The sequence below is a fragment of the Campylobacter concisus genome (assembly GCF_002912425.1).
GTDB lineage: Bacteria > Campylobacterota > Campylobacteria > Campylobacterales > Campylobacteraceae > Campylobacter_A > Campylobacter_A concisus_AH.
In genome coordinates this window covers 1-21,265 of the sequence record NZ_POYR01000024.1, presented here as the reverse complement: position 1 = coordinate 21,265, position 21,265 = coordinate 1, and the positions used below count along the sequence as shown (strand labels likewise).

Below are 21,265 nucleotides of genomic sequence, written 5' to 3'. Positions count from 1 at the left end.
GGTATATGAAATAAAACAAAATTTATGCTTCTAATAACAAAAGCAAAAAATAATATTGGCGTTATCAATAAAAAATATAAAAAATATTCTTTTGCATATATGTATATAAATATCAAAAAGCAGCCTGAAAGAATTATCATAAGAAGTGGTGTTAAGTCTATTTTTAAGATATTGATATCTTTTAGAATGCTGTTTTTATCTATGAAAATATAAAGAATAAACAATGGCAATGATATCTCAATGATCAAATAGGCCAAGCTATATACAAAATAATCAAATTTGTTTGTGATACTAATGTCAAGACAACAAAACAAACAAAGCAAAGCGATTAGAAATTTAAGCTTACTAAAATTTATTAAGTTTTTTAAAACCGCGCTACACCTAATAGCAACAAATCCAAGTTCTTTACTTTGTATCTCTGTAAATAGCCAAAATAAAATAGTTTTCACAACCAAACAATCCTCTCTATTTTTTACTTATATTTGGCTATTATACACTTCAAAGAGAGCTACATCTTTGTATTTTGTCAAAATCATCTTTCTAATTTATCTAATAGTATCACTTTGTAGTTTGACGAATAAGCCTCTCTCCATGCACCACCCAATCCATAGATCTTTTAATAGCGCAAAAATTTCCAAAATGACCAATGCGTTATAAGTAATCGGCTTTACGTCTAATAAAAGCCATACTTTATCATAAGATACATGGTCTATTGTTTTATTATATAACTCATTTTCTAGTATGATTTCAAACATTTCACCTTGATAATAAAGTATCCATAGGCTTTTTGAAAGGTACCCATGATCCACCTTTGGATCATGAAAAAAAGCCGCTCTCCATACGCCAGCAGTCGCGCTCCTTGTCTATAATCCAATACCATTGATCAGGCAAACCCTTATCGGATGGATTATATTTAAGAAAAATGTTAGTAAGGCCATACTTTTCATTATCCTCTTTTGTGATAATCGCATTTTCAAATGCCATTTTTATCCTTAAAATTTGATGTTTTGAAATTATATTATATATACTCAAATACTTAAGCGGCACTTTGCTACAATGCCTCATTTTAAGATAAATTTCGGAGTAAAAATGCTACATGACATTATTGACTTTATCGTTTCAAGCGTGAGCAGCTGGGGCTATGCTGGCATATTTGTAATGATGTTTCTGGAGAGCTCATTTTTTCCATTTCCAAGCGAAGTGGCGATGATACCAGCTGGATATCTAGCTCACAAAGGCGAGATGAGCCTAGCGCTTGCCTTTATCTCAGGCACGCTTGGTAGCTTGCTTGGAGCCATTTTTAACTACTATCTTTGCTACTTTTTTGGACGTGAGATCATCTTAAAATACGGCAAATTTGTCGGCATCACTCACGAAAAGATGGATAAATTTGAAGCATTTTTTAATAAACACGGCGAAATTTCGACCTTTAACTCACGCCTCATCCCAGGAATTCGTCAGTATATCAGCCTGCCAGCTGGACTTGCTAAGATGAATATTTTTAGATTTTGCCTATTTACCACGCTTGGCGCTGGGATTTGGTGTGCGGTTTTGCTTGGAGTTGGCTACTTTCTAGGCTCAAATCCAGACAAACAGACGCTTCTAACTATCACGATCGCTCTTTTAACTGTGGTTGCGGTAATAAGTGCTATCTATATAGTAAAGCAAAGAAAGAAATAATACATATAAAAATACATAAAATTTAGTGTATTTTGCTAAATTTGGCTCAAATTTTTAGATAAATTTAGCCTAGCTGATCACTCTCATTTTTTCTAGGCGAGCTAAATTTCTTGAAATTTTCTCTAGCTCACTTTGCTCGCACACCTCGTCACCTGAGTAGAAAAATTTTACACTTGGAGTTAATTTTACATTTGAAACCGCAAGTCCAAGCTCGCTCATGAGGCGCTTTACCGTCCCTTCGTTGCCGTCTATTATGCTTATATTTGCTGGCAAAATTTCTCTTAAGCTATCTTTAAAATAGTTAAAATGCGTGCAGCCAAGCACCAAAAAGTCAAATTTACTTAGATCAAATTCAGCTAGCTCATCTTTTAGATATGACTTCACGTTTTCACTCTCAAACTCAGCCTTTTCAGCGAAATTTACAAGGCGAGGCAGAGCAAGTAGCTCGGTTTTATCTTTTGCGTTTAAATTTGTGATTAGCTCTTTTAGCTTTGCGCCATTTACGGTGACTGGAGTGGCGATGACAAGCGTTTTTAGGGCATTATCATGGCTTAGGTCGTGAGCTTTTTTTACAGCTGGCTCCATGCCTATGATCGGCACGCTTAAATTTGCTCTAAGCTCTTTTATCGCCACGCTTGTTGCGGTGTTGCACGCCACAACGACAGCTTCTGCGCCATTTTTGACAAGAAATTTCACCGCATCAAAGCTAAATTTTAAAATTTCATCCCTGCTCTTTTGTCCGTATGGGACATTTTTCACGTCTGCATAATATAAAAATTCATGCTCGCTAAGCTTGCTTAAAGCTTCGTTTAAGACGCTAAGTCCGCCAAGCCCCGAGTCAAATATACCTATCTTCATGCCCATCCTTAAAGCCTGCAATTATAGCAAATAATATCTTTGTAAGCCGTTTTTTATTATACTTTGGCTCATTTTAAAGTTGGAGCTAAATTTGGCAGTTGATAAGGTTATTTTCTATCTTTGCGCGACTTTGATCGCCATAAGCATCATTTTTTCACTATCCTTGCCAGTTTTTACAGTTTTATTTTTTAACTACGACGAATTTCACTTTTTCATCCGCCAGTTTGTAGTTGGCTGCATCGGCATCTTCATCATGTGGTGGCTATCTAGGCTAAATCCCGACAAAGCGCTCGTTTGGATAGGCTTTGGACTGCTTATCTCGTGTGGTATCGCTATGGGGCTAATGCACGCCTTGCCAGCTTCGATGGTGACTGACTCTGGAGGCGCTAGACGCTGGATCAGGCTGCCTGGCCTCTCACTTGCGCCTGTTGAGTTTTTCAAAGTCGGTTTTGTCTATTTTTTGGCGTGGAGTTTTACTAGAAAATTTAGCGACGGCAAGAGGACTTTGATGGCTGAGCTAAAGATACTTTTGCCTTATATCATTCTTTTTGGTATCGCTATCTTTCTTATCGCCGTTATGCAAAACGACCTTGGTCAGGTTGTAGTTTTGGCGCTTACCTTTGTGACGATGGCGCTTTTTGCAGGGGCTAGCGTTAGGCTCTTTGGTATCGGTATCTTGGGTGCTGCCTTTGTCATGACGGTGGCGATAGTTAGCTCTGAGCACAGAATTTTGCGTATAAAATCATGGTGGGGCACGATACAAAACATGGTTCTCTCTTTCTTGCCAGACAGCGTGGCAAACGTGCTTAGAGTGGCAGACGCGCCAGAGCCATATCAAATTTCTCACTCACTAAATGCAATTAAACACGGCGAGTTTTTTGGCGAGGGGCTTGGAGCTGGGATATTTAAGCTTGGCTTTTTAAGCGAGGTGCATACAGACTTCGTGCTAGCTGGCATAGCTGAAGAGGTCGGAGTTTTTGGCATTTTGTGCATCACAGCGATCTTTATCACGCTACTTTATAGGATATTTAGAATTTCAGCTAGGAGCGAAAACAAGGTCTATCACCTATTCTCACTTGGTATCGGGCTTATCTTGTCATTTTCATTTTTGATGAATAGCTACGGCATCACATCGATCACGCCGATAAAAGGTATCGCTGTGCCATTTCTTAGCTACGGCGGCAGCTCCGTGCTTGCTATATGCATCGGCATCGGCATGGTCTTGATGGTTAGTAAAAAGGCAAAACTATGATAGTTATTTGTGGTGGCGGCACTGGCGGACATTTGGCGATCGCTAGAAGCTTTTGCGAGGAGCTAAATAGACGAGGCATAAAGCCTATCTTCATCGGTTCAACTAGCGGTCAGGATAAATTTTGGTTTGAAAATGATGATAAATTTGCAAAAAAATTCTTTTTACCAAGCAGTGGCGTCGTAAATAAAAGAGGTCTTGCCAAGCTAAAATCACTAACAAATATCATAAGCCTAGCTCTAAAATGCAGGCAAATTTTTAAAGAAAATGGCGTTAAAGCAGTCATCAGCGTGGGAGGCTACTCAGCAGCGCCAGCAGCCATAGCAGCCATCATCTCAAAAACGCCACTTTTCATCCACGAGCAAAATGCCGTAACTGGCAAGCTAAATAAAATTTTAAAGCCATACGCAAAGGGCTTTTTTAGCTCTTATGATGAGCTCTCACCCTGCCCTTACCCTGTGGCAAATAAATTTTTTGAAAGCCAAAGAACAAGAGACGAGCTAAAAACGATACTATTTTTAGGTGGCTCACAAGGTGCAAAAGCGATAAACGAGCTAGCTATAAATTTAGTCCCATATCTTAAAGAAAAAGGGATAAAGATCATTCATCAATGCGGCAAAAACGCCCTTGATGAGCTTAAAAAAAGATATGATGAGCTTGGCTTTAGCGAAGCAAATTTAGAAATTTTTGACTTTAGCAAAGAGATAGAAAAGAAGATGAGTGAGGCTGATCTTGCCATATCAAGAGCTGGAGCTAGCTCGCTTTGGGAGCTTTGCGCAAATGCCCTGCCTTCTATCTTTGTGCCATTTCCTTATGCTGCTGGCAATCACCAGTTTTATAACGCTAAATTTCTAAAAGATAAAGGCATAGCTGAAATTTGCTTGCAAAATGGCGAAAATTTAGACAAAGATGAAGTCATAAAAATGATCGATAGCTTTGATCTAAACAAAAGCAGCAAAGCCCTAAAAGGTATCCTTTTGCCAAATGGGGCAAAAGAGATAGTGGATAAAATTTTAAGCTAGATCCTCGCCTATGGCGTAGGCTTTTAGCTCTCGTAGCTCGTAAATGAGATAGTGATAGATAAGCTCATTTGTCTTTAGGCTTTTGCCTGAAAGCACTGGTCTTATCATCTCAATGATCCTATCTGTGATGCCAGCGATCTCAACCAAAAGTAGCTCGTCGCCCCTTTGTTTAGCCACTCTTATGCAGTTGTAAAAAAATGTGTAGATAGTTTTAAAATTTTCCAAAACTACGTTTGAGACGATTTGAGAGTCGAGATGTAAAATTTTATTCATCCTATTTTGTAGCTCCATTAGCTCTGCAAGTAGCCCTCTTATCATCGCTGTGTCGCCACTTCTTGAGAAGATACTTTTTTTCTTTTTTTTATTTTGTATCTGATACTCGGCAACTAAAATTTGCATGATGTTTGAGATGTTTGTCAGGCTCTCTTGCAAATTTTGATTAGTCTTTAGGCTCACGCCAGCCTTTTCTATCTTGTAGTATAAGCTTTTGTTTGTCTGCTCGAGGTATGAGCTAATGTTTTCGTAGTAATCTTCAGTATTAAAGACATTTTTAAAAAAACTGCCCTCGTCTGTTGTGTTATAAAGTCTTTTTTTGATCTCTTCGACATTTTTATTAAAAGTAAGCGCATCGATCTTTGTTTCAGGCTCGACAACGCCGTTGTTTTCGATAACTTCCAAGTTTTTCTTAAGCGTGCTTATCAGCTTTTCAATCTCATTAAAATCCATTTTGCCTCTTTGAAATTTTTGGCTATTTTACTATAAAAAGCTGAAGTTTTCGCTTGCAATCCTTAAAGAGATAAATTTATGCTTCTTTTAATAAAATATCTCAAAAAGGAGCAAAAATGAATGGTGAAGTTTTTAACGCTTGCATTATCGTAGCCTCCATAAAGCAAGCGTTAAGGTCAAATTTAGAGTTAGACTACAAAGATGAAAAATATATAAAAAGCCTAGTTTTTGACTATATTTTAGAGGGCAATCAAGAAAAAAGAGAGCAAGCCAGCATAAATGAGTGGTTTAAGCACGCCAAAAAGCTTGGGCTAAGCGATGTGAGATTTGCTACAAATTTGACGGTTTCATCGAAGGAGCGCTCGCTGCAAGGCTTTTCAAATGCAAGCTACAAGTCGATCATTTGCATCTATAAAGATAAGATGAGCTACTTCGTGCCGCACTGGAGCTTTGAAGAAGATAAAAGGGGCTGGGATATAGTCTATAAAGAATTTAGCCTAGATAGCGTGCCAGAAATTCAAAAATTTAGTGACAACACTTTGGAGTTTAAAGATATCCTAACTAAGATCGCTAAATTCGCAGATGAGATAGAGTGTGAGAACTTTGGCGACTGCTTTAGAAAGGGGCTAAAAGCGCTAAACGAGCCAGAAAATATAGAGCAAAATGTCCTAAATGCGCCACTTATGCCAAAGCTAAATTTAGCCCTTTTTACTGCGGCAAGTGCGGCTGATGTCTTTGGTGGCATGGGCTCTTGGAACGACGACGCAGCAGGCTGGGCGCAGCATAAAAGACGAGGCAAAGAGTATGATGAGCTTAGCAGTGAGCTTTTTACGCAGATGCGCAAAGCCACGCTTTTTGCCATAAATGAGTGGTAACTAGCCATTTATCTGATAGATCTTTTTTCGTTGGCTTGAGCTGCCGATGTTTAGGATTTTGCGGTATTTGGTTATAGTTCGGCGAACGATTTGGATGTTAAATTTAGCTTGGATTAGCTCTTGGATTTTTAGATCAGAAAGTGGCTTTTTATGATCTTCATTTTTGATAAGCTCTAGCAAAAATTCCTTTATCGCGGCGTTTGAAGTCTCCTCGTCAAAGCCAGTTGCGAAGAAATTTTTAAGTGCGACCGTGCCTCTTGGGGAGCTTAGATATTTGTTCGCGATCGCTCTTGAGATGGTTGAAGGGTTGCGCCCAAGCTCGTCAGCTAGGTCTTTTAGCTTCATAGGCTTTATGTCACCACCCAAAAAGTAGTCGTACTGATACTCAACTATCATGAGCCCTATCTTATAAAGTGTCGCCTTTCTCATCTCAAGGGCGTCTATGAGCTCGCTAGCCTCTTTTATGCGTGAGCTCACAAAGGCCTCTTTCTCGTCTAGTCCCTCGGTGTCGATAGAAATTTCAGGATAATACTCGTCATTTATCTGCACGCTTATGCCACTACTTGTGCTTAGCACGAAGATGTCAGGCACTGCCTCTTTTTCATCTTCAAGATACTCAATGGCTGGGGGATTTTTAAATTTCTTTATTATTTTTAGCGCATCGTCATAGAATTTAAGTTTTCTAAGCTTTTCTATATTTTCAAAATTTAAGATGATCTTTTTCGCGCACTCTATGATCTCTTCACTGGCCTCTGCCTCGCCAAGCTGAAACAAAAAGCTCTCTTTAAGATCCTTTGCGCCCACGCCACATGGCTCAAGGTAGGCAAATCTAGCCCTAACTCGCTCTACTTCGCTCTCGCAAAGGCCAGTAAAAATTTCATCATTATAAGAAAAATAACCCTCATCATCTAAACACTCAATGATCTTATATGCGATATCTTGGGACTTTTGCGTGGGGAAAAGTGGTGGATTTATCTGGCTAACGAGCTTTTCATAGAGGCTTTCTTTATAGATGCTTAAAGCCTCGATGCTCTCGCTAACCGAGTTTTTGCTAACCTGCTCGAAAAAATTTCGCCTTTTTTCGCTTTTTTCTAAATTTTTATGCTCGATCGTGGCAAAAGGGTTCTCTTTTATAAAAGGCTCAAGCGTCTCTTTTAGCTCGTCAAGCCCGCTTTGAAGGATAGGAAGCCAGCTTCTTAGCGTTTGGTTTAGTTTGATCTTTGGCGCTAAAGTTTGCTTTTGCCTTAGCATCATCTACTCAAGTAGCTTAAATTCTTCGCCAAGATAGTGCGTTCTTACGAGCTTATTGTTTGCCACTTCGCTCGCACTGCCGCTTGCTAGTAGTGAGCCATCTTTGATGACGTAGGCTCTGTCGCAAATGGCTAGCGTCTCACGGACGTTGTGGTCAGTTATCAAAACGCCGATGCCTAGCTTTTTAAGGTCTCTAACGATACTTTGTATGTCGCTAACTGCGATAGGATCGACGCCTGCAAATGGCTCATCAAGCAGCAAAAATTTTGGCTTAATGATGAGGCTTCTAGCGATCTCACAGCGTCTGCGCTCGCCACCACTTAGGCTAACGCCCTTTCTTAGGCGGATAGGCTCGATATTTAGCATATTTAGCATCTCATTTACTCTTTTGGAGATATATTCTTTGCTTTGATTTAAAATTTCAGCCCCAAGAAGTAAATTTTCTTCTACGCTTAGCTCTTTAAATATGCTTGATTCTTGCGGCAAATAGCCAATACCAAGGTGCGCTCTTTTGTGAAGCGGGACATTTGTGATCTTTTCGTCGTTTAAAAAGACATCTCCGCTAGTTGGCGAGATGAGCCCACAGATCATATAAAAAGTGGTCGTCTTTCCCGCACCATTTGGCCCAAGAAGCCCCACGACTTCGCCGCTATTTACCTCTAAAGATATGCCTTTTATGATCTCACTTTTCTTAATCGTCTTTTTTAGATCTTTTACTTCTAGTTTATGCACTTATAACCTCGTATTTTCTGCCATTTTTGCTAGGAGAAATTTTTACTAATGTATAGCTCTCGCCGTTTTTCTTTAGAGCTTTTTCTAAATTTTCATCGCCCCACTCTACCAGATGAAGCCCCTCTTCAAATAAATTTTCAAAAAGGCCATTTTTTGCCATCCCGTCAAAACCGATCTGGTAAATGTCGTAGTGGTAGATATCTTTACCATAAATTTGCATCAAAGAAAATGTCGGCGACGTCACGCTCTCATCTATGCCATGAGCCTTGATGATCGCCTTTACAAGCGTCGTTTTGCCACTTGCTAGATCGCCATTTAGTAGCACCACGCCACTTTTTGGCAGCACCCGCACAAGCTCGTTAAGCTCATTTTCCAAAAGCTCAAAAACCATCAAAGCTCTTTTACATATTCGCTTTGAGCGCTTTTTGGTATGCTTTTTGTGGCAGGGATCGCTAGCACCTCGTATCTCGCCTCGCGAGCTAGAAATTTGATAGTGATAACGTCGCCAACCTTAACATCTTTTGCTGCTTTTGCCTGCACGCCGTTGATGCTCACAACGCCGCTTTTGCACATATCTTCGCTAACGGCACGCCTTTTGGTGATATTTACTACGTTTAAAAATTTATCTACTCTCATGCGGCGGATTTTAACAAAAATAGCCTTAAATTTTTAATCCTTCAGATATTTTAAAAGCTCTTTTAAATTTAGAGGTATGACGCTGCCATGGGTTTCATTTTTAAATAGCTCAAAGTGAGAATTTACGCCACTTTGCTTTAAAATTTGGGCTAGATCGCTCGCCTTTAAAATGCCAGCTTTGTCTGTCTTGCCCTTTCTCTTTTCAAGCTCGCCAACGCTAAGAAAGACAAATTTAGCTCTTATTTTCTCTTTAAATTTACCATCATTCACATTTTGCTTTAAAATTTCAGACTCACCCCACCAAAGAGATGGCGAAGCGATAAAGAAATTTGAAAATACGCCATCATTTTTTAGCAAGGCATAGAGCGTAAAAAGCCCGCCAAAAGAGTGTCCATAAAGACTTTTTTGGCTGCCCTGCACGTTAAATTTCTGATCAATTAGTGGCACTAAATTTCTAGTTAAAAAGTGGCAAAACGCGTCAGCGCCCCCACCTTTGCTAAACTCCTCGCCCTTCGCCTTTGGCGTGAGGTCTCTTGTGCGTTTTTCTACCTCATAGCTTTTGTCTGTGTCATATCCTATGCCTATTATTAGCGGGGCAGCCTTGCCATCAAATTCATTTAAAAGCATGTTAAACTGGGCGTTTGCGTCAAGCAAGAAAAGCACATTTTTAAACTCATTTTGCCCCTTTAGCTTAGCTGTGAAAATTTTATAAATTTCATCATTTGCGCTCATTTTAAAGGTTGAAATTTCAAATTTACTAGCAGCTTTTTGGCTAAGTGGCTCAGGCGTTTGGCTAGGTCCTGCGTGCAAAGTCTGCGTCACGCCAAGCGTAAAAAGCAAAATTTTAAAGGCTCTTACCATTTTGCAGCGACCTTAAACCAAAATCTCCTGCCCTCTTGCGGATACCAGTAGTAGTTGCCGTCGTCTGCTAACGCCTCATCGTATCTTACTTTATCAAAGATATTGTAGGCATTTAGGCTAAGCGTTAGGTGCTTGTTTGCGTCCCAGCTTACACCTGTATCAAAGGTTAGTAGGTCTTTTGTGTTCTCTCTTATTCTGTTGCCAGCACCAAAATTTACGCTTGTTAGCTTGCTCTCGTAGTTTGCGCCAAAAAATGTCTTGACGCTTTTTACAGGCTTATATGTAAGCGTGGCGTGAAGTGTGTGCTCTGGCGTTGCTGTTAGGCTTTTGCCATCAAGTCTAGCTAGGTTTGTCTCGCTAAATTTCATAGGGCCTCTTGGCGTGTTTATCGTTGGGTTGCCAGTTTTTATCTTTGATTTATTATAGGTATAGTTTGAGCTTAAATTTAGATTTGAAAGGATGTCATAATCGCCACTTAGCTCCACGCCCCAAACGGTCGCACCTTCTATGTTAAAGTAAGTTCCCCAGCCAGGGCAACCCACACTTGGGATTTTTGCGCTTGGCGGGCAAGGACCAAAGGCTGGAATTTTATTTACATTACTGCCGTCAGTGTCTAGGATCTTATCTTTAAATTCATTTCTAAAAAGCGTCACCGAGCCTCTAAAGTCAGCTTGATTGTCATAATATGCCCCTACTTCATAAGTCGTGCTCTTTTCTGGTTTTAGGTCCTTGTTGCCAAAATCAACTATACTCCAAGCCTTTTGAATAGTGCCTACTTCTGGGGAGATTTGATTGACATTTGGTGTTTTATAGCCAGTTGCTACGCCGCCTTTTAAGCTTAGCGTATCTGTGGCGTTATAGACTAGGTAGGCTCTTGGCGAGAGGTGGTTGCCAAAAAATTCATTGTGCGTAAGTCTTGAGCCAAGCGTTAAAAAGAGCTTCTCATCTAAAATTTGCCACTCATCCTCGATAAATCCCGCATGCTCGCTCATCGAGTAGGTCTTTGGATCTTTTAAGCCGTTTCTTGAGGCGTTTGAGACGATGAATGTCGTGCCGACATTTTGCTTACTAAAGTCATAACCAAAAGTTAGAGTGTGTGCGCCAAAAAAGGTTGTAAATTTAGAGTTGAAGTTGTGATTTTTGGCTTTTGCTGGTATAAATTTATCAAAAAGGCTCGTTCTTTGCGTCTGGTCATAAATGTAGCTAAGATCGGCATTTAGGCTATCAAATTCACCAAGATAGCCCACGCCATAGCTCTTTTTTTCGTAGTCATAGGCGTTTAAAACCTTATTTGTCTTTATAGTGGCTGTTTTGCCGACTGTTCGCGAATAGTCGTGTTTTTCGTTTGAGCCAAGGATGAAAAATTTATTATGCTCATCTGGAGTGATCCAAAGTTTTGCGGTTAAATTTCTCTTATCGCTCTCTTGATAGCCACCTTTGTAATTATCCTCATCTCTTAGCTTTTTATAGCCCCAAAGCTGAAGCGCGAAAAGGTCCTTATAAAGAGGTAAATTTAGATAAAAGTCGCCCTGCCTGCCATCGCCTATGCCTTTGTGAGTGTTTATCGTGGTTGATATGCCGACGTTGCCGCTAAATTTTGAAAAGTCTTTTTTGGTAATGATATTTATAACGCCTCCAACCGCGTCGCTACCATAAAGCGAGCTCATAGGGCCACGGATAACCTCTATACGCTCGATCGCCTCGGCTGGCGGGATGAAATTTGAGTTCATGTCCCCTGCTCCGCCCTTTGGATTTGCGCTGCTTGAATTTACTCTTTTGCCATCAATTAAAACTAGAGTTTGAGATTTTTCCATGCCGCGTATCGAGATACCACTAGCTGGACCATCCTCGCCGCCAACGACATTTACGCCTGGCGCTTTTTGCGCGATAGAGTGAAGCGAGGTAAAGCTATCTTTTGTTAGCTCCTCGCCCTTTATTACGCTTATGCTTGCAGGGGCTTCTTTTATCTGCTGCGAAAAGCCGCTCGCACTTACTACGACGCCATCTAGCTTAGTTTCGTTGTTCTCTTTTTCTACTGCATAGAGAGAATTTGCCACACAAGCACTAAGGCAAATGGCGATAAATTTTGATCTATTCACGGATATCCTTTTGTTAAATTTAATCATTGATAATGAAAGCGAAACGCAAATTTAACAAAGCAAGCATAAAAACAATATTAATTATCATAATTTTAAATGATAATGTAGAAAAAATTTATGAAAATAAAATTTAAATCAATCTAAGAGGAGCTAGACCCAAAGCGAGTCTAGCAAATTTGAAGTTATTTTGAAGCGACCATTTCGTTGTATGAGCTAAATATCTCTCTGCTAAGATCTTCAAGCTTTCTAAACTCAGTGACAAAATGTTTTAAATTTTTCTCGTTATAGCCCTTGCCAGCTTCTGTCAAGATGGCTTTGATGTTTTTGTTAAACTCATCCACTAAATGGCGTGATTTTTCGTAAATTTTAGTGTGACTAAAGCTCTTTGCGCACTCATTTTCATACCACGCTACAAGATCATCTGCGTCTTTTGCTATATCGTCGCCGTAACCCTGCTCATTTACAGTGTCTGAATAAACACCCACTTTATAAACGATGATAGCTATCTTTGCGATGATGCCAAAGGTCTTGTCTTCTACATATTTTGATCTTTGGGCTGTCTCTTTTGCATTTTGGTTAAAGCTAGCTAAAGTTTGTTTGAAATTTTCGACATTTGCTGTGGCGATCTTTGAAATTTCATCTATCTTTTTAGAGTTTTCATCTATATCTTTGGCTTCTTGCTGAAGTGTTTGGATATTTACGCCGATCTCATGTGTCGCTTTTTGAGTGTTTTCAGCTAGTTTTCTAACCTCATCAGCGACAACTGCAAAGCCGCGTCCATGCTCACCTGCGCGTGCTGCTTCGATAGCTGCGTTTAGAGCTAGCAAATTTGTCTGCTCAGCTATATCTTTTATCAAATTTACAACCGAAGTGATGTCATCTGTTCTGCTATTTAGCGTGCTTATAGCGTGGCTTGAGCCCTCTATCAGCTCCTCAAGTGAGCTCATATTTACGCTTAGCTCATTTATGCTTTGCGTCGTGTCCTCAGCGATCCTAGCTGTATCTTGTGCCATGTGTGCCATTTGGCTAAGGTTTTTGATGCTCTCATTTAGATCGTTTCTAACATCTTCTATACCGTCGTTGCCATTGCCAAGTGCGTCAAGCTCTTTTGAAAGTAGGCCTCTTACTTTACTTTTGTGACTATCTTTTATGCCAGTTACGCCGTTGCTCATAGAGATGGCATTTTGTTTAAATATACCGCGAAACCCCTCTGTAAAGATATTTCTATATGTTAGTCCGCTTTGAGCAGCGTCTATTGAGGTTGAAATTTCTCTTTGAAGTGCCTCAACTTGATCAAGCAAGTCATTTATGCCAAGTGCTACTTCATAAAGTGGGTCATTTTCTTTTACATTTACTATCCTAGGCTCTAAGATGCCATTTCTAGCTGAGCCTACTACGCTTAAAATTTCATTTATAGAGTCAAGTTTTTTTCCAAACATATTATAGCCTTTGTAGGTTATTTACAAATTCATCATAACTTATATTTTTTTCTTTTAAAAATTCAGTTAAAAATTTCATCGAAGCATCCATGCCACCGCTCTTTTCTACCGATAATAACTTTTGATATATAGGCTCTATCACTTCAATCGCCTTTGGATTTGGCTTGCGTCTAACTGAGTAGTAGCCAACTGGATTGTTTTGCACATCAAGCGAAGTTGTGATATTTGCAAATACCCAGTAAAACCCGCCATCAAAGCTTTTGTTTTTTACATAAGCAAAAATTTCTTCTTTATTTTTTATGCGCTCCCAAAGTAGCTTGAAAACAGCTCTTGGCATATCTGGGTGTCTTATGATGTTGTGAGGCTTGCCCAAGACTTCAGCTTGCTTAGCTCCAACTATCTTTAAAAATGGCTCGTTACAATACGTAATACGTCCTTTTAAGTCGGTCTTTGAGACCAAAAAGGCGCTCTCTTCGACCATGTGTTCTTTGTTTTCAGACATCTTCTCTCCTTTAAGATTTTAATTATTTTAGTTTTTAACGGCTTTTGATAGATCCCACATCGGCAAAAATATACCAAGAGCTAGTAAAAGCACCATACCTGCTATAAAAACAAGCAAGATAGGCTCTATATAGTTTGAGATGTTATCAATAATATCGTTAAATTTCATCCTGTAATAATCAGTTACTTTTCCGGTCATATCGTCTAAGCTACCACTTTGCTCGCCAGCGCTTATCATCTGTATGAGCATATTTTCATATAAATTTGTATCTCTAAAAGCCTCCGTTAGGCTAACGCCCCTACCAACAAGTATCTTAACACCGCTTAGCTTCTTTTTGATATCCTTGTTTGAAACCGTTATCACAGCTGTATCAAGGGCATCTGCTATAGGTAAACCAGCTCGAACAAGCTCTGTAAAGATGAGGTTAAACCTGCTCATATTCGAATAAAATATGATCTTGCCGATGAGATAGACTTTCAAAAGGTATTTATCGACCTTATCTTGAAATTCTTCACTCTCAAGGTAGTATTTTCTAAGCAAATATCCGATAAACGCAAGTGCTCCAAGGATATAAAAGCCGTAGTTTGTCATGACGTATTCGATATTTAGCAAAATTTTAGTTGGCAGTGGTAGTTCTGCATTTAACTGCTCGAAAATTTCTCTAAACTGCGGCACAACAAGTATCATAAGGATGACAAAGGCTATGATGATCGCACAGATGACGGTTATTGGGTAGCGGATAGCTTTTTTAAATTTTTGCTGATTATCCCAGACTTCTTGCAAGATAGAGGCAAGCTTTGCAAGCGCGTCAGCCATATTACCAGTGCTCTCACCAAGCCTTATCATCGCAAGCGTCACATCGCCTAGCTCTTCTTTAAAATTTTCTATGCTATTTGTAAGGCTTGAGCCTTGATTTAGCTCCTCATCTATAGTTTGAAATATAAATTTAAGGCGCTTATCTTCAGTGGAGTTTGCAACCTCTTTAATGCTATCGTGGATAGAAATTCCAGCATTTGTCATAACGCTAAGCTGCCTTATGGTGGCTACTAAATTTGGGATTTTCACCTTTGGATTAGTAAAAGCCTTTGCGATTACATTTTGTAAATTTTCAAAGTTATTTATGCTAGAAGTTTGCGTCTCTTTGATCTTTACGATCATACCAGTGACATTTGCTTTATCTTTGATCTCACTTTTATTGTTCGCTCTTAGGCTCATCTTATGGCGTTTGCCGTTTTGAATGTACTCAACCTCAAAGTATTTCATATCTTAGCAACCCTATAAACTTCTTCAAGCGTGGTTATGCCATTTGCTGCTCTTATGACGCCATCATGAAACATATCTATAAAGCCCTCTTCGTAAGCTACGCTTTTAAGCTCATCTTTAGAAGCGCCATTTGCAACCATGCTTGCTATATGATCACTAATAGGTAAAATTTCACTTATCATCTCACGTCCAAGATACCCAGTTTGCGAGCATTGCGGACATCCGACACTTTTGTAAAACTGATAGTTTTCAGGGACAAATTTCTTAACCTCATCAAATGCCTTTTGAGATAGAGTGATCTTTTGTTTGCAGTGTGGGCAGAGCTTTCTAACAAGCCTTTGAGCCTCTATGCAAACGAGCGCGCCACTTACTAGATAAGGCTCGATGCCCATATCTATCATACGAGGAAGCGCGCTAATGGCGTCATTTGTGTGAAGTGTAGAAAAGACAAGGTGACCAGTAAGTGCCGCTTGTATCGCTATGCGAAGTGTCTCTTGATCCCTGATCTCGCCTATCATTATGACGTCTGGGTCTTGCCTCAAGATAGAGCGAAGCGCTGAGACAAAGGTAAGTCCAGCCTTTTCATTTACATGCACTTGTTGGATCATATTTAGCTGATACTCAACCGGGTCTTCAACTGTTATGATCTTGGTTTTTACGCTTTTTATATCATTTAGCGCACCATAAAGTGTAGTAGTCTTACCTGATCCTGTTGGACCAGTGACTAAAATGATACCATAAGGTGCTTTCATACTCTTTTTAAATTTAGAAAAGTTGTCTGGGTGCATGCCGAGGTCTTCTAAATTTATAATGACCTTTGACTTATCCAAAATCCTTAAAACTATACTTTCGCCATTTAATATAGGTAACGTCGAGATACGAAAATCATACTCTTTGTCTAAAATTTGAGCTGAAAATCTACCATCTTGTGGGCGGCGGCGCTCTGCGATGTCCATGTTTGAAAGTAGCTTCATACGGCTAACCATCGGAGGATAGATATCTTTATCAAATATAAATGTCTCACTTAGCATGCCATCGATCCTGCTTCTTACGATGCAGTTTGTCTCGGTTGGCTCGATGTGGATGTCGCTGGCTCTACTTTGGATAGATGTTTTTAAAATGATCTCTATAAGCTTTAAAATTCCAGAGTTTTCACTGTTTTGACCTTGGCTAGCCGAGCTTGAAAGCTCTCTTCTGATCTCTGTTATCACATCTTTTATGCTCTCATTTAGTGCTAGCTTGCTTATATATTTTTCTATCTGAGTTGGCTGAGCGATGGCAACTTTTAGCAGTTTTCTATTAAATAAATTTTGCACCTTATCTTGAGCCATAACGTCAAATGGATTTTTAAAAGCGACATATACGCTTATCTCATCTTCTTTTACTGGGATCGCGCTATATGTCTTTAGCTGAGCGGTGCTTAGTTTTTCGCTGATACGATAGTCGATGTCGATATCATCAAGATCAAAGTATAAAACCTTAAATTTCTCGCTTATAAATTTAACAAAAGCCTTGATATCAAGCTCAAGGTCGTTTGAAATTTCATCGATATTTACATGCCCTCTTCTATAAATATCAGACAAAATTTCCATAAAGTCATCGTCATTTAGTAAATTTTCATCTCTTAAAATTTTAACAAGACCTTTGCCTTCTTGCTCGCTTATCTGCTTTATCTTTTCTATATCTGATGTGCTTAGTTTGCCGTTTTGTTCTATATTTTTTAAGATTACATTTTCTACATTTTTCATTATCTATACTCTATTTGTGATTTCAGGTCGTTATTTTTAAAAATTTTAAGCACTAGCTTTGGTATTTGTCCATTTGTCGGACTGATCTCATACCTCGTGTCAGAATTTGGCTCTTCAAAGATAAATGTGCCAAGCTCTTCGACATACTCTTTTTTTACAAATTTATCAAACAAAAATGAAAGTATATAATCACTCTTTGGAAGCCTGATATAGCTTATATCAACGCCATCTATCATAGCGTGAAATAAGAGCTTTTTCTTAAACAAGATATCAGCAAAATAGGTAGCATTTTCTCTTGATTTTTCACTCTTTACTAGCTTATCGATCGGAGTTGCTAGTCTGTTTAGATCGTTCATCTTTATGCAAGCGATGCCAAACATAGAAATTTGCTCTTCGTTATTTTGTGTTTTTAAAAAGTCCTCAACCTTTTGGTTGCAGACTTTTGCGTAGTTTGCGCTGTTAAAGTCATCCCTAATCTCGGTTAGACTAACAGCAAAAACTTCACAAACAAAAACCAAAAAAATAGCAAAAAATCTCATAATGTTCCACTTTTTATCTTATTTATAAGCTCATTTATCGAAGCTTTGTTTAAGTTTTTATTATACTCCCTTAGAGCTTTTACGGCATCATCGCTTTGCTTTAGCTTATATTTTGACTTTGCAAAGATGATCCATGACTCCTCTAAGCTATTATCTATATCGTTTGCAGCAAGCGACCACTTTATAGCTTCTTTGTAATTATTATTTCTAAAATTTAATCTCGCAAGCTCAAGTGCAATAGTTGGATTATTTGTCTTTAAAAATTGTTCTCTTAGCACGCTCTCTTCATTTGATGCTGAAGTTACTTGTATATTTACACGCTTTCTAGCTGGCTTTGACTCAAGATCTATCACTTCATCTTGTGGCACGCTTATGCCGTTTATGCCATTTTGTTCGCTAAGTGGCTCTTCATCAGGGATATTTAGCTTAAGCCAACCTTGTGAGTTTCTTTGCCTTTTTGGGTCATTTTTTGAAGTATCGTTTGTCTCGTTTATCTTTACGACCTCTTCAAGCTTTTTAGCTATCTTATCAGCTAGCTCATCTTGCTTTTTGCCCTCTTCAAATTTAGCCTTAGCAACCTCGCTCTTTTGCTTTAGCTCACTAAGAACGCTTACATTTGTCTCGTTTTTTTCTACCATTTTTACAGCGGTTGCATTTTTGGCTAAAACTTTATCACTTTTACTAGCAAGACTTGGAGCTTTTTCTAAACTTAGAACTATCAACGCAGCCAGCAAAATGATGATAAGCAAAAGCTCGATGATTAAAATTTTAGAGTTTTTGGCATTAAAAATTTTATGCAAAAAGCCACCATTTTTTTTCTTGTAGCTCTCATAAAGCTTTTCAAGTCTTTGAATTTCTTGTGGTTCAAGCATCGATTAGCCCCGCATCAAGTGCAGCCATGGTAAGTATCATGATATTTGCCTTATCACCGCTAAGCTTTGAAGGCTGATACTGCTCGTAGTATTCGCAAATTTCATAGAATTTATACATGATCTTGTTTAGCGTTCTTAAATTTCCACCGCAAAATGAGTAGGCGCACTCATAGTCTTTTTTGTCAAATTTAAGGTATTTATCATAGTTTTTTTGACTAAGCTTTCTTTGCAAGTATATGATGATCTCATTTACATCAGCACTACTTAGCTCGATGCTCTCCCAAATTCTAGTCTGAAAATAATCTTTCGCCAAAATATCTTCATTTTCAGTTTTATGTATCGTAAATAGGAATTTAAACATCCTAGTATCAGCCATAAGCCTTATCTTCTCGATAAGCTCAGTCGGATAGAGCTGCGCTTCATCTAGGATAACCGTCATTTGATTTTTTAAAATTTCATCTTTGCTGCTAAAGTCTTTTGAATAAAATTTTATAAAGCTCTCAAAGTTGTTTATATCTTCAAGCTTTTTGCCATAAATTTGCTCACAAAGTGCCTCGATAAATGTCGCCTCGCTAAAAAATGGATGCGGAAAAAAGATGAGGCTTTTATCTTCTTTTAGATCATTTGCGATCTTGTTTAACAAAAAGGTCTTGCCGCTACCTGGCTTACCATAAAACAAGATAAGCTTTAGTGGCTTTTTTAGAGCTAAAACTATCTTGTTGTAGCAGCTTATAGAGTTGTCTAAATTTACGAAATTTAAACTCTCGTCTTCATCTATGAAAACATCTTTTATATGTGTATAAATATTTTCGTTACTCATAGATCGATTTAGAAAATCCTAGATCTTTTAGCGACTGCTGAACTGGTTTTGGATCTTCAAGATCAACAACTCTTGGCGTGATAACAAAGATAAGCTCAGTAGTTTTTACGCCATCTCTTGTGCTTTTAAAGACGCTTCCTATCAAAGGTATGTCAGCTAGAAGTGGCACGGCTGTATTTTGCTTATTTTTAGTCTGTCCTATAAGTCCGCCAAGTATGATCGTATCGCCACTATTTACCTGAACGACGGTTGAGAGCTTTTTCTGAACTGTATCAGGGGCGATCTCTCTAATGGCTGTATTTTGCGATCTTATGTCATCTTCTGCATACTTAAAGCTGCTTAAGCTTGGGTTGATGCGAAGCATGATCTTGTTGTTATCTGAAACTTCTGGAAGTAAATTTAACAAGATACCGATAAATACAGAGTATTGCTTATAAGTTGTTGTAAGCCTATTGTTATTGTTATTGTTGCTACCATTATCTGTCTCTTCCATTACGCGGTAGTTTATATTATCACCCACAGAGATTAGCGCTTGCTGGTTGTTTAGAGTGGTTACTTTTGGACTTGAAACGACCTTTGTTTTGCCATTTGTTTCAAGGAAATTTATCATACCATCAAGGCTAAAGTTTAAATTTGCAGCGATATTTAGTGTGCGGCCAAAGCCATCGCTTAAGCTGTTGCCCTTGTTTGTCCAGCTTGCACTTGAGCTTGCATTTGTGCCTGAGTTACCTATATATGAGTTAAATCCAAGCTCAAATTTACTCCAATCAACACCTTGCTTATACTCATTATTTAGATCAACTGCGATGATAGAAACATCGATGATGACTTGTTTTTTAAGTCTTCTTTGCATCTCAGCTATATATTTTTCAACGCGTTTTAGCTGTGACGGGGTCGCTGTAACCGTGATAAGTCCAGCATTTTGGTTTATGATAGGGTCTGGCGCCGTGATGTGCTCACTACTATTATTTAAGATAGCTTTTAGCTCAGCATCAAGCTTCTCCCAGAAGTCAAATTTCTCAGTTGTTCTTATCAAGTTGTTTTCATTTTTTATGTCGTTTGAGCTAGTGTCACTGCTTGAGCTATTGCCCACTTCTGACGGAGAGGCATCGACTGAAGCTTTTGTGATGGCTGTGCCTTCACGGATAGAGGTGATATAGTCTATTTTAAAAATTTTTGTTTGAAGCGATGAGATTTTTAAGACATTATTTGAAAACTCATAGCTTAAATTTTTCTCATTTAAAAGCAGATCAAAGACCTCGCTTAGACTCATGTTTCTAATATTTACGCCAAAGACTTTATCATCAAGCTCTTTTTTGCTATAAGCATCTTTTGCAACGATACTAAAATCACACATTTCAGAGAGCTGATTTAAAACATCTCCAAGGCTTATATCATCTGTGATCTTCATACTAAAATTTTTACTCAAGCATGTGCTTGGTTTTGCCATTATAGGGGTAGCTAAAAATGAAGCTAACGCCGCAGTTATAATAAATTTACTTAATTTTGATACCAACATTTTTACTTCCATTTTTAAGAGTTAGTTCTTGTTTTTCATCATCTTTTACGATGATAACCTTGCTATTTTGAACGCTTGTGATGTTGTAATCATCAACCATATCTCCCACTTTATACCACTTGCCATTTATATTTGCTTTATTTAGCAAAATGGCCTTTAGCATAAACCCCCTTGCAGAAGAGTATTTTGTAGTGTTTTGATCGCCTTTTGGAGCAACTGGCAAATTTAGCTTGAAAGGATCTTGCAAGCTAGAAATTTCACTGCCATTAAGCCCTTTTCTTTGCTCCTTTATCTTAACAAAAACTTCATCATAGTTTTTCATCTCGCCTTCAAACTCACTGCCAAATAGACCAAGAGATAAAATTAAAAATAAACCAAATTTTTTCATCAGTACTTCATACCCCACACAGAGATAGAGAGCTTAGCTCCTAGATCTTTTTGAGTGGAATTTATATCCATTTTGTGAAGATCTACTACGAGTTTTGACTCTTCAAGTCCGTTTATATAGCTAAGCATATCTTTAAAATTTCCAAGACAAGTGACATCTATATTTAAAATTTGCTCTATCTTTTGG

At 38.5% G+C, this 21,265-nt stretch carries 22 protein-coding genes and 2 pseudogenes; 4 read left to right on the top strand and 20 right to left on the bottom strand.

Translation table 11 applies throughout. The features are described 5' to 3' along the window. Together CYP84_RS10870 and CYP84_RS10660 are read right to left on the bottom strand one after the other, a co-directional pair. The coding region (locus tag CYP84_RS10870) for a hypothetical protein (protein ID WP_219809653.1) at nucleotides 1-449 on the bottom strand (449 nt) is incomplete at its 3' end. 367 nt (nucleotides 450-816) lie between these two features. Continuing rightward, nucleotides 817-984 carry a hypothetical protein gene (locus tag CYP84_RS10660; RefSeq protein ID WP_180996355.1) on the bottom strand — a complete coding sequence of 56 codons (168 nt, stop codon included), beginning with the start codon at nucleotides 982-984 and terminating at the stop codon, nucleotides 817-819. Between the two features lie 105 nt (nucleotides 985-1,089). Here CYP84_RS10660 and CYP84_RS01385 point away from each other — a divergent pair, with 105 nt between their 5' ends. After that, the gene (locus CYP84_RS01385) at nucleotides 1,090-1,680 is read left to right on the top strand and encodes a DedA family protein (RefSeq protein ID WP_103636420.1); all 591 of its coding nucleotides are present in this window, start codon (nucleotides 1,090-1,092) and stop codon (nucleotides 1,678-1,680) included. Between the two features lie 69 nt (nucleotides 1,681-1,749). Here the strand turns inward: CYP84_RS01385 and murI are convergent, their stop codons facing one another. After that, the gene (gene murI, locus CYP84_RS01380) at nucleotides 1,750-2,538 is read right to left on the bottom strand and encodes a glutamate racemase (protein WP_103636419.1); all 789 of its coding nucleotides are present in this window, start codon (nucleotides 2,536-2,538) and stop codon (nucleotides 1,750-1,752) included. A gap of 91 nt (nucleotides 2,539-2,629) precedes the next feature. Between murI and CYP84_RS01375 the strand changes: the two genes are divergently transcribed. Further along, a complete protein-coding gene (locus tag CYP84_RS01375; protein ID WP_103636418.1) occupies nucleotides 2,630-3,790 on the top strand; it encodes an FtsW/RodA/SpoVE family cell cycle protein in 1,161 nt (386 codons plus the stop codon). After that, nucleotides 3,787-4,809 carry an undecaprenyldiphospho-muramoylpentapeptide beta-N-acetylglucosaminyltransferase gene (murG, locus tag CYP84_RS01370; RefSeq protein WP_103636417.1) on the top strand — a complete coding sequence of 341 codons (1,023 nt, stop codon included), beginning with the start codon at nucleotides 3,787-3,789 and terminating at the stop codon, nucleotides 4,807-4,809. The genes CYP84_RS01375 and murG overlap by 4 nt, the downstream gene beginning before the upstream one ends. Here the strand turns inward: murG and CYP84_RS01365 are convergent. Next, nucleotides 4,801-5,535 (bottom strand): imidazole glycerol phosphate synthase, encoded by a 735-nt coding sequence (locus tag CYP84_RS01365; RefSeq protein ID WP_103636416.1) that lies wholly within the window; start codon nucleotides 5,533-5,535, stop codon nucleotides 4,801-4,803. The two genes, murG and CYP84_RS01365, sit on opposite strands and share 9 nt — an antisense overlap. A 116-nt stretch (nucleotides 5,536-5,651) precedes the next feature. Between CYP84_RS01365 and CYP84_RS01360 the strand changes: the two genes are divergently transcribed. Then, on the top strand, nucleotides 5,652-6,410 hold the full coding sequence (locus CYP84_RS01360; RefSeq protein ID WP_103636415.1) for a hypothetical protein: 759 nt from the start codon (nucleotides 5,652-5,654) through the stop codon (nucleotides 6,408-6,410). On the opposite strand, the gene CYP84_RS01355 is transcribed toward CYP84_RS01360, so the two are convergent. The 16 genes and pseudogenes from CYP84_RS01355 to CYP84_RS01280 all read right to left on the bottom strand — a co-directional run. Then, complete coding sequence (locus CYP84_RS01355) at nucleotides 6,411-7,661, bottom strand: RNA polymerase factor sigma-54 (RefSeq protein WP_258033870.1); 1,251 nt, start codon at nucleotides 7,659-7,661, stop codon at nucleotides 6,411-6,413. A gap of 3 nt (nucleotides 7,662-7,664) precedes the next feature. Then, complete coding sequence (gene lptB / locus CYP84_RS01350; protein ID WP_103630688.1) at nucleotides 7,665-8,393, bottom strand: LPS export ABC transporter ATP-binding protein; 729 nt, start codon at nucleotides 8,391-8,393, stop codon at nucleotides 7,665-7,667. Continuing rightward, nucleotides 8,386-8,784, bottom strand: coding sequence for a tRNA (adenosine(37)-N6)-threonylcarbamoyltransferase complex ATPase subunit type 1 TsaE (tsaE, locus tag CYP84_RS01345; RefSeq protein ID WP_103595353.1), 399 nt, complete (start codon nucleotides 8,782-8,784; stop codon nucleotides 8,386-8,388). The genes lptB and tsaE overlap by 8 nt, the downstream gene beginning before the upstream one ends. Further along, a complete protein-coding gene (locus CYP84_RS01340; RefSeq protein ID WP_103636413.1) occupies nucleotides 8,784-9,029 on the bottom strand; it encodes an RNA-binding S4 domain-containing protein in 246 nt (81 codons plus the stop codon). Before CYP84_RS01340 ends, tsaE begins: the two co-directional genes overlap by 1 nt. A gap of 33 nt (nucleotides 9,030-9,062) precedes the next feature. Then, on the bottom strand, nucleotides 9,063-9,890 hold the full coding sequence (locus CYP84_RS01335; protein ID WP_103636412.1) for an alpha/beta hydrolase: 828 nt from the start codon (nucleotides 9,888-9,890) through the stop codon (nucleotides 9,063-9,065). Further along, nucleotides 9,884-11,989, bottom strand: coding sequence for a TonB-dependent receptor domain-containing protein (locus tag CYP84_RS01330; RefSeq protein ID WP_258033868.1), 2,106 nt, complete (start codon nucleotides 11,987-11,989; stop codon nucleotides 9,884-9,886). Before CYP84_RS01330 ends, CYP84_RS01335 begins: the two co-directional genes overlap by 7 nt. A 182-nt stretch (nucleotides 11,990-12,171) precedes the next feature. Further along, nucleotides 12,172-12,879 (bottom strand): annotated as a pseudogene (locus CYP84_RS11190) (methyl-accepting chemotaxis protein); the annotation flags it as partial. 550 nt (nucleotides 12,880-13,429) lie between these two features. Continuing rightward, nucleotides 13,430-13,930 carry a PAS domain-containing protein gene (locus CYP84_RS01320; protein ID WP_103636409.1) on the bottom strand — a complete coding sequence of 167 codons (501 nt, stop codon included), beginning with the start codon at nucleotides 13,928-13,930 and terminating at the stop codon, nucleotides 13,430-13,432. Nucleotides 13,931-13,957: 27 nt separating this feature from the next. Further along, entirely contained in the window at nucleotides 13,958-15,193 is a 1,236-nt protein-coding gene (locus CYP84_RS01315; protein ID WP_012001751.1) for a type II secretion system F family protein, read from the bottom strand. Then, nucleotides 15,190-16,941, bottom strand: a complete 1,752-nt coding sequence (locus tag CYP84_RS01310; RefSeq protein ID WP_103567513.1) for a GspE/PulE family protein — start codon at nucleotides 16,939-16,941, stop codon at nucleotides 15,190-15,192. The genes CYP84_RS01315 and CYP84_RS01310 overlap by 4 nt, the downstream gene beginning before the upstream one ends. Further along, nucleotides 16,941-17,480 (bottom strand): hypothetical protein, encoded by a 540-nt coding sequence (locus CYP84_RS01305; RefSeq protein WP_103636408.1) that lies wholly within the window; start codon nucleotides 17,478-17,480, stop codon nucleotides 16,941-16,943. The genes CYP84_RS01310 and CYP84_RS01305 overlap by 1 nt, the downstream gene beginning before the upstream one ends. Beyond that, nucleotides 17,477-18,352 carry a CDC27 family protein gene (locus CYP84_RS01300; RefSeq protein WP_103636407.1) on the bottom strand — a complete coding sequence of 292 codons (876 nt, stop codon included), beginning with the start codon at nucleotides 18,350-18,352 and terminating at the stop codon, nucleotides 17,477-17,479. The genes CYP84_RS01305 and CYP84_RS01300 overlap by 4 nt, the downstream gene beginning before the upstream one ends. Further along, a complete protein-coding gene (locus tag CYP84_RS01295; protein ID WP_103558079.1) occupies nucleotides 18,345-19,172 on the bottom strand; it encodes an ATP-binding protein in 828 nt (275 codons plus the stop codon). The genes CYP84_RS01300 and CYP84_RS01295 overlap by 8 nt, the downstream gene beginning before the upstream one ends. Next, complete coding sequence (gene mshL, locus CYP84_RS01290; protein WP_103595346.1) at nucleotides 19,165-20,691, bottom strand: pilus (MSHA type) biogenesis protein MshL; 1,527 nt, start codon at nucleotides 20,689-20,691, stop codon at nucleotides 19,165-19,167. Before mshL ends, CYP84_RS01295 begins: the two co-directional genes overlap by 8 nt. Then, the gene (locus tag CYP84_RS01285) at nucleotides 20,669-21,079 is read right to left on the bottom strand and encodes a hypothetical protein (protein WP_103636406.1); all 411 of its coding nucleotides are present in this window, start codon (nucleotides 21,077-21,079) and stop codon (nucleotides 20,669-20,671) included. The genes mshL and CYP84_RS01285 overlap by 23 nt, the downstream gene beginning before the upstream one ends. Beyond that, nucleotides 21,079-21,265 (bottom strand): annotated as a pseudogene (locus CYP84_RS01280) (type 4a pilus biogenesis protein PilO); the annotation flags it as partial. The gene CYP84_RS01285 and the pseudogene CYP84_RS01280, both read right to left, overlap by 1 nt.

Excerpts from the sequence above, each read along its gene's own strand:
- CYP84_RS10660 (WP_180996355.1), bottom strand. The coding sequence starts at position 984 with ATGGCATTTGAAAATGCGATTATCACAAAAGAGGATAATGAAAAGTAT.
- CYP84_RS01385 (WP_103636420.1), top strand. The coding sequence starts at position 1,090 with ATGCTACATGACATTATTGACTTTATCGTTTCAAGCGTGAGCAGCTGG.
- murI (WP_103636419.1), bottom strand. The coding sequence starts at position 2,538 with ATGAAGATAGGTATATTTGACTCGGGGCTTGGCGGACTTAGCGTCTTA.
- murG (WP_103636417.1), top strand. The coding sequence starts at position 3,787 with ATGATAGTTATTTGTGGTGGCGGCACTGGCGGACATTTGGCGATCGCT.
- CYP84_RS01365 (WP_103636416.1), bottom strand. The coding sequence starts at position 5,535 with ATGGATTTTAATGAGATTGAAAAGCTGATAAGCACGCTTAAGAAAAAC.
- CYP84_RS01360 (WP_103636415.1), top strand. The coding sequence starts at position 5,652 with ATGAATGGTGAAGTTTTTAACGCTTGCATTATCGTAGCCTCCATAAAG.
- CYP84_RS01355 (WP_258033870.1), bottom strand. The coding sequence starts at position 7,661 with ATGCTAAGGCAAAAGCAAACTTTAGCGCCAAAGATCAAACTAAACCAA.
- tsaE (WP_103595353.1), bottom strand. The coding sequence starts at position 8,784 with ATGGTTTTTGAGCTTTTGGAAAATGAGCTTAACGAGCTTGTGCGGGTG.
- CYP84_RS01340 (WP_103636413.1), bottom strand. The coding sequence starts at position 9,029 with ATGAGAGTAGATAAATTTTTAAACGTAGTAAATATCACCAAAAGGCGT.
- CYP84_RS01335 (WP_103636412.1), bottom strand. The coding sequence starts at position 9,890 with ATGGTAAGAGCCTTTAAAATTTTGCTTTTTACGCTTGGCGTGACGCAG.
- CYP84_RS01320 (WP_103636409.1), bottom strand. The coding sequence starts at position 13,930 with ATGTCTGAAAACAAAGAACACATGGTCGAAGAGAGCGCCTTTTTGGTC.
- CYP84_RS01315 (WP_012001751.1), bottom strand. The coding sequence starts at position 15,193 with ATGAAATACTTTGAGGTTGAGTACATTCAAAACGGCAAACGCCATAAG.
- CYP84_RS01310 (WP_103567513.1), bottom strand. The coding sequence starts at position 16,941 with ATGAAAAATGTAGAAAATGTAATCTTAAAAAATATAGAACAAAACGGC.
- CYP84_RS01305 (WP_103636408.1), bottom strand. The coding sequence starts at position 17,480 with ATGAGATTTTTTGCTATTTTTTTGGTTTTTGTTTGTGAAGTTTTTGCT.
- CYP84_RS01300 (WP_103636407.1), bottom strand. The coding sequence starts at position 18,352 with ATGCTTGAACCACAAGAAATTCAAAGACTTGAAAAGCTTTATGAGAGC.
- CYP84_RS01295 (WP_103558079.1), bottom strand. The coding sequence starts at position 19,172 with ATGAGTAACGAAAATATTTATACACATATAAAAGATGTTTTCATAGAT.
- mshL (WP_103595346.1), bottom strand. The coding sequence starts at position 20,691 with ATGTTGGTATCAAAATTAAGTAAATTTATTATAACTGCGGCGTTAGCT.
- CYP84_RS01285 (WP_103636406.1), bottom strand. The coding sequence starts at position 21,079 with ATGAAAAAATTTGGTTTATTTTTAATTTTATCTCTTGGTCTATTTGGC.